This is a genomic window from Wolbachia endosymbiont of Oryzaephilus surinamensis (assembly GCF_025617515.1).
Lineage (GTDB): Bacteria > Pseudomonadota > Alphaproteobacteria > Rickettsiales > Anaplasmataceae > Wolbachia.
The window spans coordinates 1,175,847-1,192,783 of sequence record NZ_CP092526.1 but is presented as its reverse complement, the minus strand read 5'-3'; the positions used below and the strand labels follow the sequence as shown (position 1 = coordinate 1,192,783).

4 protein-coding genes and 1 pseudogene are annotated in these 16,937 nt (G+C 33.0%); 4 read left to right on the top strand and 1 reads right to left on the bottom strand.

The window, feature by feature from the left end:
- The first annotated feature begins 5 nt into the window (after nucleotides 1–5).
- Nucleotides 6–11,789, top strand: coding sequence for a hypothetical protein (locus tag MJ631_RS05445; protein WP_262986254.1), 11,784 nt, complete (start codon nucleotides 6–8; stop codon nucleotides 11,787–11,789).
- Nucleotides 11,790–11,989: 200 nt separating this feature from the next.
- On the opposite strand, the pseudogene MJ631_RS05440 reads toward MJ631_RS05445, so the two are convergent.
- Nucleotides 11,990–12,806: pseudogene (locus MJ631_RS05440) on the bottom strand (IS630 family transposase).
- Nucleotides 12,807–13,200: 394 nt separating this feature from the next.
- Between MJ631_RS05440 and mutL the strand changes: the two are divergent.
- The 3 genes from mutL (at nucleotide 13,201) to MJ631_RS05425 (ending at nucleotide 16,840) form a co-directional block, all read left to right on the top strand.
- Nucleotides 13,201–14,997 carry a DNA mismatch repair endonuclease MutL gene (gene mutL, locus MJ631_RS05435; RefSeq protein ID WP_253303042.1) on the top strand — a complete coding sequence of 599 codons (1,797 nt, stop codon included), beginning with the start codon at nucleotides 13,201–13,203 and terminating at the stop codon, nucleotides 14,995–14,997.
- Nucleotides 14,998–15,065: 68 nt separating this feature from the next.
- The gene (wmk, locus tag MJ631_RS05430) at nucleotides 15,066–16,004 is read left to right on the top strand and encodes a WO male-killing family protein Wmk (RefSeq protein WP_262986253.1); all 939 of its coding nucleotides are present in this window, start codon (nucleotides 15,066–15,068) and stop codon (nucleotides 16,002–16,004) included.
- Between the two features lie 170 nt (nucleotides 16,005–16,174).
- A complete protein-coding gene (locus MJ631_RS05425) occupies nucleotides 16,175–16,840 on the top strand; it encodes a JAB domain-containing protein (RefSeq protein ID WP_262986252.1) in 666 nt (221 codons plus the stop codon).
- Nucleotides 16,841–16,937 lie beyond the last annotated feature (97 nt).

The following is a 16,937-nucleotide window of genomic DNA, read 5'->3' as shown; positions in this document are numbered from 1 at the left end:
TATATATGTTTAATGTTCAAAATCAACAGATTAGTGACAGTGGAAGAAATGTAAGCTCTTTTTTGAATATTAAGCAAGCTATTGAATGTTTAAATTCTTGGGGAGTTTGGACGGGGAGTGAGTCTTGGCTAGCAAGTACAGCGGAAGAATTAAATAAACGTTATAGGGAGCTAAGAAAAGACATAAGAGAAAATACTAATTCTTGGTCTTATTCACAGTATTATGAGCGTTTAGCTTACCACTATTATAACCTTGCGTGCTACTATAATGATGAGCTGTTTAATAAATATAAGGTTAACTTAGAAAGCGTAAAACAATGTTTAGAAAAATGTTTAGAGAAGCTTGCTGAAGTTTCTGGAGAAGGCTATTCAGACAGGACAAAAGAATTAAAGAATGATGCTGAAAAGTTTTTGACAAAAGTAAAGAAAATACATGAGCAGCAAGAAGATCTGCTGACAAAATATAGCACTTTTAATAAATTCAAAAAGTACACAAAATTATGTATTGTTTTAGGTAGTATAAATCAGGTTCCTTTGCAACAATGCTCTGCTGAGAATAGACAGCGGATTCAAAATATTCAGCTGTTAAAAGTCATTAATATGCTAGAAGATGCAATTACTGTACCTGAGTACAAAAATACTTTCATTACTGCAGAGCAGTCTGACTATTTAGGTCAAGTGTATCAATTGGCTGGCCAACCTGCACTGAGTATACGATATAAGAGAACTAGTGACAATCTCAAAAAAACTGTAAATGCAACGAAGGAACATAGTGATAAGAAACAGGAGATAAAAGATATTATTAGCAAAGAAGTTAAAGAGTATAGAAGTAATTTAGTACAAGTTAAAGATTATATAGAAGAAAGGCTTCATAGATCGCTTAGCACTATTGACAATGCTTATATTGAGAGAAAATATATAAAATATTGCGCAAGGCTTTGGCTACAAGAAACAACAAATTTACTAAAAGAACTGACTGAAAGTAAAAGCCGTACTGTTATTCAAGAAATTTTTAATTCACTAGATGACATACAGGGTTTTAGCCAGATTCCTAATCCTTTAAACCAACTTGAGTATTACACCCTTTTAATGGAGCACTATAAATTGGTTAGGAAAGAAGATGAAAAAGTTTTCATAAGTCGGTTTAAAAAAGAGTGCTTGGAACAAATAGTTGCCTATATTGATTCTGCTGAAAAAGAATTAGTTTTTCTAGAAACTTTTGTTGACTTTTTAAGTTCCTCTAAAAATCTTCAATCAATTATTGTTGAACTAGAATTAGAAGACTTTTGTCGTGGTGATTTATCGTTTGATAAGTTGATCAATAATATTATGAAGCTTGAAGTAGATACTTATGGTGAAAATCTTATAGTTTTGAAAAAAGTGACAGAAGGCTTAAAGGAGAAAGAAGATCTTTTTTTAATAGACAAGTTTAAGGAGGTTATAGGTGCTTATATAAAACCAGTAGAAGTACAAGAAAGAAGAATAGATGGTCGATTAGTTGTTGAAGTAACAGGTAAGAACATTGTTGTCAGTGAAATTTTATGGCAATTAGAAAATACACTTTCAGAGAATTCAAATATAGAGGAAGTACGCTTTGTTGGCGCTGATGTTATACATATTGATGCAGATTTTAAAAATAAAGTTTGGTACGGAAAGAATGTAGTTGTTTTAACCAAAACAATAAAAGTACATGATAAAGTAACCTGGAATGTATCTGGGAAAGATAACAATCATACCTATTCTGATAATGCAGGTACTGGAAAAGATGGTCATGGTAAACAAGGGGCAGATGGTTATCCTGGGGAAAGTGGTGGCAATGTTTTAATTTTAACGGAAAAGATAGAAGGCCAAGAAAACTTTACCATTATTTCACATGGTGGCAAGGGTAGTAAAGGCCAGAATGGTGGTAATGGAAGAGATGGTAAGGATGGAGTAGGTATTACGAAGGCAGAATTTGATAAAAAGTTTCCTCCTGTTGCTGATTTTAGTTCAGGGAGTATACAGAGAGAATATACAATAAAAAAGATTGTTGAGAATATTAAAAATGATTCATCAACAGTAGAAACTGTGTGGTATACAGGGGCTAATAATGCAACAATTGAAAAAATTATTAAAGATATTGAAGATATACGCTCTTATAATGAAACAGCATGTCAGATTGCATTAGCTGGTGATACGACTCCATCACTCAAGAGTTTTGAGAAGAATATTTTTATAAAAACAGTTACAAGTCAAGGAAATGAGGTCACTTTTTCTTTTGAGCGTGGAGGCGGGCTGACACGTCGTCAGGCTTTTTTTCTCTATAAAGGGTCATTAGGACAACCTGGATGGCATGGTGGAGAATATGGGTTAGGTGGTCAAGGGGGATATGCTGGAGAGATAATAGTAAGAAATCTAGAAAATAGCAGCCAGGAGTGTGGTATTATGAAAAATACCAACCAAGGAAAAGAAGGAGAAAAAGGACAGGGAGGTCTACATGGTATCCATGGGAAAAATGGTTGGGATATGGGTTATATGGATTATTGGGTTTCACAATTCTTCACAGAAAAATGGCCTAGATTTTTCGGTACAGATCAAAGCAGTAAGTGTACACTAGAATATTATGATAAAGATAATGATCCAAGTGATCGAGTATGGTGTCCATATAAGGACAAATATGCTGGCATCAAGGCTACCAGTATTGAAAATAAAAAGCAAAAAAGGTGTGAAGAAAGAAAAAATACCAGACAAAACAATGACCGACAACATCACGCACAAGCTGTAAGGAAAAAAAACATTTCACAAAGTAGCATTTTAGCTAACTATTCTCATCATTTGAGCTCTATAGAAAGAAGTACGTTGCAGAATTTACAATCCGATTTAGAGAGTACTAAACAACATGCTTTGCAAGCAATTGTTGAAAATCAAGAGCAGCAGGAAAAGCAAACTACAGAATTAGGAATTAAGCGTCATTCTCCTTACCAGAACAAAAGTAAGCATCATAATGATATCTTTATTACAACATCTAGTACCACTTACAGAGAGACTATTGATGTTGAAAGTTTTATTGATAAGCTAAAAAAAGAACCATTGCTGCTAGACAATTGGTTTCAGTTAAAAAAGGCAGAACTTAATTTATCTCAGCTTAGTCAGTTATTTTTAGTTTTTGAAACCTTAAAAGGTAGCCCTCCTGAAACGAGTAGCTTACAAAATAATACAGAGCTACAAGACATAGAGAAGCTTTTGATTGATAAGTATAGACTTGCTACATTGCAAGAAATTGTAAAGCAATTACCACCTTATCAGGAGGTTACAAATAATGTAGAATTAACACCTGAAAATGCAGCAAGATATCTCATTGAAGCAAAAGGAAATGATAACAATATTTCTCACCATATTTTAGGAACTCTGAATCAATATCTTTATAAAAATAGTACAGAACAACATGAGAAAATTTCTAGATTCGGTAAAGAAGAATTACAGAATACAGAGAATAAAGCTTTAAAATACTCAATTAGAGCGTTTGTTTTAGAAGTAGGAAAATTAGAAGAGGAACATACAGATGTTAAAAAATATTATAACAAACATAAAAAATTTCTAAAAGATCAAGAACATAGTTTGAATATATTCTTTGAGGCGTTTAAAAGAGAGCTATCCCAGCCAAGACATGCAGAAGTATTTGGTTTATGGATTGAAAGTATTAAAGATAAATCTCTAAGAAGTAAGCTAGAAGAAAAAATACAAAAAGACGATTTTTTGAAGGCTCTTTATAATCGTTTTAATAATCAACTTAGACAAGAATATGATTGGAAAGAGTGTTGCAAAGATCAAGCTGTTCTTCAGAAATACGATGATTATATTCAAGAAAAAGGCTTATTATCAGAAAGCTATAGGGAATTATTAGCCTACATTTTCGATGTTAATATTAGATTATACGCTGAAAATCAAGATAATAAATTGTTTCTGCAAGGTGATCACAATCCTTCATCTAAGCAAATTATTCACATATTATGTAGAGATAATGAATTTATACAATTAAATATAGATGGAAACTACTTAAAGTTAGAGCAAGAGCGTAAGAAAAAAGATAATTTTTACGCAAGGATTCTTATAGAAATTGAACCATTTAAACAAAAACAAGAATTTGATAATTATTTAAAGAATAAAGCTTTTTTATCTAATAACAGTCCTTCAGAAGATGAACAATATTTTAATGAAGAGGAAGATATAGAAAAAATTATAGAATACTTTCCTGAAGGGGAAAAACAACAGTTAAAAGAGCGATTGAACAAAATTACATCTCAATATATTGGGCAGCAAGGAATTTTGCATAACATGTTGAAAAGCTTTTCTAGCGAAGGAAGACATGTATCCTCTCAAGAATTATATTGTTTAGTGAACTCAATTCTAACTTCTGTTATTGAAGATAAAAAAGAATTGAATATCTTTTGTTGGATAGTTGCAGCTTATCCTCAAAAGAGTTGGATAGATGAATTGATGTTATTACAACTCGAAGATTATTTCAAAAAAACATTAATAGAGAAACCTGAATGGAGAAAGTACTTATCGAAAATAGAAAGTAAGGACGTTTTACTGTTATTTAAAGTAAAGTTGGATCAACATAAATCAAGCAATCCTATTTCTACTCAATGCATTGAAGATATTCTGCATTTATTAAGTAATATTCCAAATGAAACAGTTAGTTTAGAAGGACTAGAGTTATCTGAGTGGCCTTATGCACTGAAAGAAAAATACTGGACATGCAAGCTATCAAAATTAGTAGATTGGCAAAAGGATGACTTACCAACAGCTTCTTACTATCTTTTATCTATAGAGAATATTTTTGGCGCTCCTTTAGCGGAGAAATTTATAGAGGCTCTAGAAAAGAAAAAACAAGAATTGTCATCTGATAAGCTTACTAACATTTTATCTAATTTTCATAATGAAAAATGGAACTTAAGTACAGAAGAGTTAAATACCCTTAACAGTTGTATAATTGATAAGTGGGCACAGAAAATGCAGCAGAGGTTTACTGCTAATAAAGAAGAACGGAAGATATCGCAGTTAGTTGAACTAATTAAAGGTAATGCTAATACTTCGAAAGAAATTTTAAACAAATTGCCAAAAATTAAGAATCATATTGAAAGTATTGATAAGTATGTAACTTCTGGAAAACCTATAGGTAGTTTTACGGAAGATGATATTAAAAATTGGGTAAAAGAATTTCAGAGCAATATGGATAAAGGAAAGCAAGATGTAAAAGAGGAAATGCTTGCTGTAATATATAGAGCAATAGAGTTAAAAAAAGAATTAGAACTAAAAAGAGTATTTAAGCTTCGTGATACTCAAAAATTAACTGTATTGGCGTTATTGACAAATGATCGCAGCACCCTAGCACAAGTGTCTACTGGAGAGGGAAAATCACTAATTGTAGTAGCAGCATCAATTATGAAAGCACTTTGTGGAGAGAAAGTAGGTGTTATAACTAGTTCTTCTGTATTGGCAAAACGTGATGCTGAGGATAATAGAGATATCTATAATTTGTTTGGTATTAATGTATCACATAACTGTAGTGAAGATATTGAAAAAAGAAAGGAAGCATATAATCAAGTGGTATATGGTGATTTATCTAATTTCCAGCGCGATTATTTATTAGATAAATTTTATGGGAAAAATATTTTAGGAGATCGTAATTTTAACAATGTAATTGTTGATGAAGTAGATAGTATGTTGCTCGATAAAGGTAACAATATGTTGTACTTATCTCATGATCTGGCAGGACTAGATAAGCTGGAATCTGTTTACATTTACATTTGGCAGTGGATTAATAGACCAGCTAGAGATAATAAAGAACTTTGCTATGCTTTTGATGCTAAAGCAATTAAAGAAGCAGTGATAAGTGACTTATATGGATTGGTGAAAAAAGAAGATATTGGAAAGCTTGGGTCTGAATTAAGCGAGCAGCAAAAAAATATTATGTGGGAACGTTTAATCAAAACTGAGATATTAGATGATCAGGGCAAATTGTTAAAAGGAAACATTAATGACAATGAACTTAATAAAGTACTTTCACCTGAATTTAATTGTTACAAAGATCGTTTTCTTTACCTTTTAAAAGAGTGCATTGAAAGAGAAAAATTTATACATGTTCCCAATAATCTCAGACCGTTTATTGAACAGCACTTAGAATCTTGGATTAATAATGCTATAACCGCGTTCTTCATGAAAGCAGGAGAGGATTATGTAGTGGATGTAGATAAAACCGGAAGTAGTCCAGATCGCAATCCTAATATTACAATTCTTGATAGAGATACAGGAACAGATCAAGCTAATTCTCAATGGGATGAAGCATTACACCAATTTTTACAACTCAAACATGGATGTAAATTATCTTTACAAAGCTTAAAAGCTGTTTTTATCTCTAATGTTTCTTTCTTTAAATTGTACAGTAACTTATATGGATTAACAGGCACCTTAGGGTCACAGAGAGAAAGAGATTTATTGCAGGAGATACATGAGGTAGACTTTGTAACTATCCCTACAGCCAAGTCTAAGCAATTTCGTGAGGAAAAACCTATTCTTTGTACTGGCAAAGATGAATGGATAAAGCGCATATGTAATGAAACAAAAAGGCTAACTGAGGAAAAAAAACGATCTGTTTTAATCATCTGTGAAACAGTAAATGATGTAGAGACTTTATACAAAGCTTTTGGAGGAAAGGATGCAAAACATGTTCATACATATACAAGAGATTACGAAGAGTTTGATAAAGGGTTTGAAATTGTTCAAGGTAACAAAGAGCTGGGGCAAGGACAGATTATTATTGCAACGAACTTAGCTGGCCGTGGAACTGACATAAAAATTACAGAAGAATTGAGGAAAGCAGAAGGATTACATGTTTGTTTAACTTACCTACCTAGCAATATTCGAGTTGAACAGCAAGCATTTGGGCGAGCAGCAAGAAGTGGAGACCAGGGTTCTGGTCAGTTAATCATCATGGATTCAAAAGGACAAGAATATAGTAACTCAAAAATACTTGATTTAAAGAAAGAGCGTGATGTGGAAGAATTACATCGTATATCTGACATTAAAGCTTACTATGATACTCAGATTACTATGGAAGAAAGCTGTTTTAAAGCATTCAAAGAGCAGTACGAACAATTGAAGAAAGACCTTGATGATAAAAAAGTACCTACTGAAGTTAAAGAAATTTTATTGCAGAGTTGCTTGGACAAATGGGCTTTCTGGTTAGATGAACACACTAAATATGTAAGAAATTTGACAGGTGAACAGGATAAAAGAAATCTTTACAACCTACTGGACAAATTTATCTCACGATTAAAGAATTTAGACACTGGGTATAGCGAAAAGTGGTTACCTTCGTATGAAGGACCTCCAACTCTAATTATTGAATATGATAGCACAAACTGGTTAGCCTGGGTTAAAGAAAATCCAATTCAAATGATTAAACTTGGAAAGTATCTCTCTCAAAATGAGGAACATAAAAATGCTCATAAAAATGCCCTTGAGCTGTTTGATGAGGTGATTAAAAAAGAGCCATATTTTTCTGAAGCAGCACGTTATTACAAGGCATTTGCATTAGTAAAGAAGGTTGATTTAGAACAAAAGCCTTTAAAAGAAGAAGATGAGAAAGTTTTGAAAGAATTTAAGCAAGAATTGCGAGAAGCTGCAAGGCTTTTAGATGAGCATAGTAAATTTGCTATCAATGCAGCAGGTATTATTGGTAAGATTAAGAAGAATAATAACGAAAGTATCATTCAAATCGACGCTTATGAAGAACAGCAAAAGAGCTTGGCTAACCTTTGTTATATGTTTTCACGGTCTATAGATGATATTTTTGGACACACTATTACTCCACAATCTTTTGCTAATAATGATATTAAGGAAGAGCTGGCTGAAAGTCTATATAAGGATCTTCTTGAAAAGGGCATGCTAAAAAAGCCGAGAGTAAAAAAGAGCATTTCTGAAGAAGAGCTAAAAGTGATCAGTGCTGGCTATGGAGTATCAGTTGAAACATTAAAAATTTTTCTTTCCAAATATGAAGGGAAGGAAATTAATGAGAAAGAATTTCAAAAAGAATTAAAAAAAGAAGTACAATTGCCTAGCAGAGAAGCATTTTGGAAGTCATTGATTAAACAAAAAATCTTAAATGAAGAAGTTAAGTGTGTTGTAGTTAATAATGAAAAATTGAAAGAAACAGATCCTTCATTATTGGATCATCTGACTGGAAAAATAAACCAAAAAGAGTTAGAAAAGCAAACTCTAGAGCTCAATAATGAACAGATTCTTTTAAATGTAGAATGGGTTACACAACAGAAAAATAAAGGTAATATTTTTAAAAAAGATGATTTTATAAAGATTGTAGGCAAAGACAAATATAAAATATTGAAAGAGAGAGGAGTACTTTCATTTAACAGAAAAGCGCATATAGACCAAAGTAAAATTGAATCTATGACTTTTCCTTGTTACGATTCCATTACTCTGGAAGACTTTACTAAAGTAAATATCACTAAAAGTGAAGCTGAAAAAATTTTAGCAGAACTAGCTAAACAAAAGGTCATTGAAAAAAAGGATGGCTCAGAAAATAGTGCTTATGGACTAAAGATCAAATTTGATGAAATCAAACAAGTTCAGCTTTCTTTCTGTCCAGTTTATGAGAATGTCCTAAAAGGACTATTATCTACATGTTTTACCTATAGAATAGCCCTTCAAAAAATTGCAGTGCAGCTAGAAGAAAAAAACTTTCCTGTTCGTCTGCAATTAATAACAAAACCACATCAAAGTTTAGTCTTGGAATTATTAGAACAGAAAATTATCAGACCTACTATGGTAGCAACTAAAGATGAAGACTTAGAGGAAAAGTTGAAGAGTATATATAGTCAAAAAATGACTAAAGATAATTTTAAATGTATACTTTCTAAAAGTACACTCATTCAAGAAGAGTGTATAGAAAAGCTTTTTGGCTTCTTGGTTGAGAAAGGATGGATTACCCAGTACGATCCAATGCAGTCTATACAAGATGAGGGTATTAGCAAGGAAAACATTAAAAATGCTGGCAAATCTTTAGTACAAGATCTTTATTATATTAATAGCCCTGACAAAAGACAAAAACCTTTAAACTTTTTTCCCGAAGGAAGCCATGAAAACGTACTGACCAAGTTGCAAAGTATTGATAAAATAGTGGAAAAAGTTTTAGACAATCAATTACAACTAGCGAAAAAAGATACAATTAAAAATATTGTTAGCACCTTGAAAAGATCAAGAAGTTCATTGAAAGCTTTAAAGGTTCCTGATAGTAAACTAAAATCTCTAACTGAGTTTTGTGGTCAAGGTGAATTTGCAAATATAGAGGAAGTGCATGTCTTTTTTCTCAATGGATTAGATCAACTTTTACAATTAGAAGAGAAGAAATGGACACAAGAAATGCTTATCAACACTGTAGCAGTAACTGCTATGGGAGTAAGCCAAATAGCTGTAGGTACTGCTATAGAGTTATATTCAGTGGGTATTATGACCCATGTTGGTGCTGCATTTGTTAGCGAGGGTGTAAATGATCTCTTCTTTGCAGCAGGTGCTTTAAAATCAGGCCATTTTAGTTGGGAAGATTATAGACAACATAAGCTTGAAAGTTTAATGATGACAGCTGTTACTGTTGGTATAGGAGCTTATCTTTCAAGAGGTGCTAAGGTATCACGTTTTGGTCATAAACTAGCTGGACCTAATTTTGAATTTGGTAAGAAAGTAGCAGAAATGTCCGGAACTCAGCTGATTCAAACTGCAGGTTGGAAAGTAGTAGGAAAAGAAGTTGCAAAGCGTATTACATTAAAAACTATAGAAGGGTTAGCGCTTGGCTTAGCTAATGCAGGAGTTGATACACTCGTTGAAAATTACCTTCAAGCACTATGTGAAGGCATAGCCTCTGATATTTTGTCAGATATTGAACGCGAAGTAGAAGAACATAATATCTCTATAAGTTTAGAAAAAGCCTATAAAGTATTAGGAAGAGAAAGAGCAGAAAAAGTTATAGGTGACTTAACTAAGAGTGTCTTTACTAGGCAAAGTTATGTGGAAGAGTTTTTACCTATTGCCAACAAGATAGCTAGTAGTGTAACTCAAGGAATTGCAGAAGCTGTTAAAAAAAGAAGCAAAACAAGTAATAAGCTGGTATTACCTATTCATGCTATTAGTAAGATAATGGTTTGGTCAGAACGTTCTGTTCAGATTGCCAATATAATAGTGATTACTAATAATCTTTTAGGTAACTTAGATCAGGAAATAAAAGGTAGACTAAATAAGCTGGAAAAAGACTTAGAACGCAATCAAAAACAAGAAGTGGAGAAAGATTATGAGAGTTTTAAAAAAGGAGTAATTGATCAGTGGAAATCATTGCTTCGCGAAAAGGCTGGGCAAATTATAGCACGGCATATTGTGAGCCCTGTCCTTAAAGAAGGCGCTAATCATCTGGTTAGATGTATTGGAAAAAAAGTGCAAGAAGCATATCAGTCTTACAAAGAAAGTGGGTATTTTGAGCGCTTTGAAGGATTGAAACAGGAGTATAAGGAAAAGCTACAGAGTGAACAACAATGTGACAATACTTCTAAAGCAGAAGACCACATTACAGAAAAATATCATGAAGATTTGCGAAAGCTGATGATTAAAACTAGAAATCCTGACTTACTTGCAGATATAGTCCGAGAAAACATTCCAATGGATATGACATGTGTTAACGCGTGTACTCAAGTAGTATATAAGATACTAAAAGAGCAAGGAGTTGTAATTCCAGGGCTAATCGTTATTGTTCAAGGAAATGGTGGTATAAGACAAGAATTTTCATCTATATCAGAAGGAACAGGAAGGATAATTATTCCTCTTGAGCTCAAAGATAATCATTTTGAATTTTGCGGAAGCAGCACATCAGAAAACAGTAGTGAATCAAAAAATAATTGCTTATATGAAGCTTTATCAGAAACTATACCTGGATTAAGAAATATAATATCACCAGAAGGATTCAGAGATAAGGTAGCTGATTGTATTAAACATGATAAAGGAATACGGTATCACATTCAGCAAGGCTGGCACCGGCTTCCTATATCTCTTGGTGCGTTTGGTGGTGCATCTGCAAGAAAGCGTTCGAAGGTAATACATGATTTTGAATCGTCATCCTTTGATAATGAAGAGTTTCTTGGTTACGAAGAATATCAATATAGGGAACGTAACGTATCTGATCACCTAGAAGACCGTTTTACACGCTTTTTTCGTATTGGTGGAATAATACAAAGAGCTTCTGAACAAACAAATATACTAAGGAATCAAGTAGTCAAAAGTGGATCAAGTAAATCTCAAGATCAGAGTAGCAACAAAGGAAGAGAAATTCATGCAGCGCATGTAGTCAGACTTGGTGAGATTAATCACGAGATGGTAAAACAATCTGAACAGCTTTATAATGAATTCGTAAATTTTCTAGGTCATACACAAAATGTTCCAAAGTATGCAAACGAGTGGCATGGAATAGGTGGAGATATAGATAAGTTTCAATCAAGGAATCTAAAAGAATTAGGTAAGATAAATTTTAGAGAAAGCCTTACCGTAGAAGATGCAAGTATAATAAAAAGCGTAAAGGAGGATTTTATAGCCGTACTAGATACCCGAATTAATGGAGGAAAGCTTGATAGTGGAAAGAAGTCGGAGCTCATAAAGGTAAAGACAGCTTTAACTAATACTACAATTGAAGCAGTGTTTGAAAAAGGAAAAAAAGGTTATTTAGGTGAAGGCATGAATGCGTATCGATAGGCAACTACTTGCTATTGAATTTTAACGAATATTGCAAGATTAATCGGGGATTATTCTCTCTATCGTTCTCTACATTTTTATTACGGAAAGTTCAAATTCTAAATTAGGAGGAAATAGAGAAGCAAGTAAGAGAAGTTCCACAATTTTTAATCCACAGCTAAATGAGGAGTTATAGCTTTTTACCCAATAGTGAGAACATCTCATAAAAAAGCAGAATCGACAGCTTGACGAAAAGATTTGAACAGAGTTTCTGGCTCGGGTTTATAGCAAACCAATGATGCTCAGTTTCATTAAAATCTGGAGAATAAGGAGGAAGATACAGAATCTCTGCACCAATACCTTTGGCAAATTCACTTGTTTTCTTGGATTTATGAAAAGTTGCATTATCCAAAATCACTGTTTGCTCAGACTGTAATATTGGTACCAAAAATTGCTCGAATCAGCCATTAAAAACCTCTGTATCACAATACCCTTCAAAGGTCATAGGTGCAAAGATTTTTCCCTTACTTAAAGCTGCAATCATGCTGAGTTTTCTTACCTGATTTTAGTGTATGAAACCTTTCTCCCTTTCTGCAATATCCGTATATTCTGTATTCTCTATACCAGATTCATCAATATATCAAATTTTTAGGGGACTCTGCCGATATGACTTTCAAAAATTCAGCACGTTTTTCTTCATTTCTTTCTTTATATCAATAAGTCTTTTTTTGCGTTTAAATCCACTTTTTTTAGAGCTGTATGAATCGTTTGATGACTATATATTGCCTTAGCACCTCTGATTGTGTTTTACCGCCGTGTTTTTTTATAAATTCTGCAAACGCATTCCAATCGGTGATTTTATGATTATAGCCTCTACTTCTCAGTTTCTTCGATTCCTGTTTCTTTCCGCCTTTTCTCCCATTTGTACAATGTTACTCTACCGATTTTGAATCTCTTTGCTACTGCTGTTTTACTCTCTCCTTCATCTAACGCCTGAATGGCTTTTTTCCTTAAGTCATAACTGTACGCTGCTGGCACTTTTACCTTCTTATTACCCTAAATCTCTATTTTATTCTGTTGCCACTATTATTAGAAGGGCTATAATTCAGTAAAATTTAAGAATTTTAATAGTTTAGCAGCATGAAACACGCAATAAACGGCCACTTTTAAATTTGATCAGACTTAATTAAAAAAGACAAGATTTTCAATAATTTGCCAAAATCTAATCCAGAATTCGGGTTGAAAACATGGCAAAAATTAGATGAAACTGCTTTACAACATAGTATAAGCTTACAATGGGTAATATGTATAATTAGAAAGCAAGCTATAGGAAGAAAACTAAAATACAGAAATCAGAGACACCAAAAAAGAGATATAAATTTTAGACAAAGTAAGTCATGAAGGGTATATTTTACTTTCAATCAAAGCTTCTATGGCAATAATTCTTTTAGATACAAAAACCATAAACCGTATAGCAGCAGGAGAAGTAATAGAGAGGCCAGCGAGTGTAGTAAAGGAATTAGTAGAAAATGCAATAGATGCTGGAAGTTCAAAAATAGAGATCAAAATAGAAAGTGGTGGGCGCAATCTTATAACTGTGACAGATAATGGAAATGGAATAGAAAAGGAAGATTTGGAACTTGCGTTTATGCGCCACGCTACTTCAAAATTAAGCGATAGTGAGTTAATAGAAATCAAGCACCTTGGGTTTAGAGGAGAAGCTTTGCCTTCAATTGCAGCAGTAAGTAGAATGAACTTATCGTCTAAGGCAAGTGGAGCAAAGGAAGCATGGTCTATAAGGTATGAAGGAGGAGAAAAAGTAGGAGAAGTTATCCCTTGTTCTCTATTGGAAGGTACATATATTGAAGTTCGTGACTTATTTTTTGCGACTCCAAATAGACTAAAATTTCTAAAAACCGAAAGGGCAGAAACACAAAGTATTGTTGATATTGTGAATAACTTAGCGATGATTAATTATAGTATTGGGTTTACTCTCACTTCCGGTAATAAAAAGCTCTTAAAATATGTTAAGCAAACTTCATTATTTAACAGATTATGTGAAGTGGAAGAAGAATTTCAAAGCAATTCACTGGAAGTTAAAGAGGAAGAAGAAGGCATCAAACTTAAGGGACACATCTGTAAACCTAATGTCAATCGTGGCAACTCAACTCAGATTTATACGTTTGTTAATGGAAGGCCAATAAAAGACAATCTACTTGTTGGTGCAATTAGATATGCGTATCACGATTTTATTCCAAACAATAGGTATCCTTTTGCAGTGTTGCATTTAGAAGTACCATATGACCAAGTAGATGTAAATGTGCATCCAAATAAATCGGAAGTAAGATTTCAGAATAAAAGGCTAATATATGAAATAGTGAGAAGAGGGATAATAAAAACACTATCAACGAGATTTGCAGCGGGTGATCAAGGTATTGAAGAGGAGCTAATTTTTAATGATAGTAAAAGCCAAGAGCAGGTTGATAGTCAAGAGAAAAAAGATCAAAAAGAGTTTTATGAAAAGAGACCAAGTCTTTTAGAAAATCGTCTAATGAAAGAATTCAATGCACCAGATGAAAGAAGGCAAAGCTTACCAGAAACTTTTAAGTATGGAGAATCCCCAGCCCAAAAGGGAACGATGGTTTTAGAAAGGAAGCAAATTGATTTGGTAGAGGATCATCCCCTAGGATATGCACGTTGTCAGGTCCACAATACTTACATTATTGCTGAGGCTGGAGATAGGCTGATTATAGTAGATCAACATGCAGCCTATGAGAGGTTGATATACGAGTGCTTAAAGCAAAAATCAAGCATAAAAAGACAAAAACTTCTTCCTGAAACAGTTGAAATTAAAAACCAAGCTGGAATGGGGATGGTTAAAACTTATAAAGATGAGCTTTTTGAAATGGGTTTTGATATTGAAATACAATCAGAAGATAAAGTAACGATAAAAGAAATACCTGCAATCTTGGGAACAATAGATATAAAAGAGATGCTAGTTGATATAGTAGATAAGTTAATGGAAATGGAAGATACGTTGCCAATAGAGGATAAGGTGAATAAAATATCAGCCACAATCGCTTGCCATGGAGCAGGAAGAAAAATGAAATTGGAAGAGATGAATGAGATACTAAGACAAATTGAGAAAACTCCATATCCTGGTCATGAAAGACCAACTTATATAGAAATGAAACTAATTGATATAGAAAAATTGTTTGAAAGGAGATGAGTTCAGTTTGTCAAAAAGGCTCCCAATTAAGTATACGTAACAGCTCTTCTGGTTATGGAGTATAAAATGTGAAAAAAGAGAATAAATGCTCTAATTTTTTAGATTACAAAGTAATAGGACAGGAAGTAAGAAATCGTAGATTAGCAAAGGGATATACTCAAAAAGATTTAGCAAAAAAAATCGGAACAACATATCAGGTAATACTTCAATACGAAAAAGGAACACGCAGAATTTCAATTAAGAAGTTATATGAATTAGCAGAAGCATTATCAACAACTGCTAGAGATCTAGCTTGCGTACAAGAAGTATCAAATGAGGGAAGGTATGAGGGAGAAGAGGTATTAAATCTAGTAAGAAGACATAGAGAGATTAAGGATCAAGAATTACGTGAAACGTTTTATTTATTAACTAAATTCATCCGTATTAGTGAGGAAGAAAGTGGAAAGGCAGTAAAAATAGAGGTGGCAAAGGGTTTAGTTAAGGAAGGAGTTTCTGCTCATGTTATCTCTCAAACGACCAGTTTATCTATTGATGAATATGATAATGATGAGAAAAAAATTTCTATTCCGTATAAAGTAGGTCAAAGAATAAAAGAATGGAGATTGATACGAGGATACACTCAAGAAGATTTAGCAAGCAAAGTGGGCGTAATAAATCAAAGAATATATGAATATGAACAAGGACGAGCTGCTGTTTCACTTGAAATGTTAGATGAAATAGCAAAGATGCTATTAATTAATATTACAGACCTACTTCCAGAAACAAGAGAAAATGAGAATAGTGAAGCAGAGCTATCAAGGTTAATAGAAGAATATAAAAAGATTAAAAGCCAAGAGCTACGTAATGTACTAATAAAATCTCTGTTTGAAAGCATGCAAGTTTGCAAAGAGAAAGTGAAGAGAGTAGAAAGGATGAAAATTGCAAGGAATTTAGTTAAGGAAGGAATTTCTATCAATATTATCTTAAAAACAGTAGGCCTCTCCTTGAACGAAATTCAACAAGTTTAAAATAAAGAAATAGCCATATATTAATATCTTTACTTATTCATGAAAAAATAAGTAAAAAAGATTTAAAAATTGATTTGACTTCACCCGAAAGCTATGGCTTTATGCCAATGCTGATAAAAAACAGCAGTAAATATCTAAAAAAAGTTTGTTGTTAGTGAAGGGTAATTTTTATGAATAATAAGAAAGATCGTAGAGAAGAAATAGAATTCAGAGCATTAGAAAGCAACGGTAAAGCACTACTTGATCGTGAAGTAATAGAAACGTTTCTAAGTGCAGTGCATGACAGGGAAGAAGCTCGAATTATTGCTAGAAAGCTAATAGATAGTTTTGGAATAGGAGGAGTTTTAGGCCAGGAAATAGATGACTTGAAAACTATAGAAGGGATAACTGACTCTACAGTAGCAGTAATTTTATGCCTAAAGGAAGCTGCAAAGAGAGTACCAAGAGAAGAGTTAAAGAAAGGACCTGTAATGGATAACTTGGAAACCATAGTAAAATATTTGAGGGTGAGTATTGGTTATTCAGAGGAGGAAAAGATGAAAATAATATATTTTGATCAAAAGTGCCGTTTAAAGGGGGAAGAAGTGTTCACTGGTACAGTGGATAAGGTACCTTTTTACATAAGAGAAGTAACAAGAAAGGCATTAATAAGAAAAGCGACGTCAATAATAATATCGCATAACCACCCAGAAGGAAGGTTAAAGCCATCTGATGAGGATGAAGCTGTAACTAAAGACTTGGCTAAAGCTTGTCAGACTATAGGGATTAGGTTGCTGGATCACATTATCATCACAAGTGTTGGGTATTTTAGCTTTAAAGAGCAAGGACTGTTATAAAGCAGATGTTTGAAGATTTTCATGAGCTGTTTAACTACTTGAATGAAGAAAGTATTTGCAAATACATTAATTATTGCTTATAATTAATGAGAAAGTA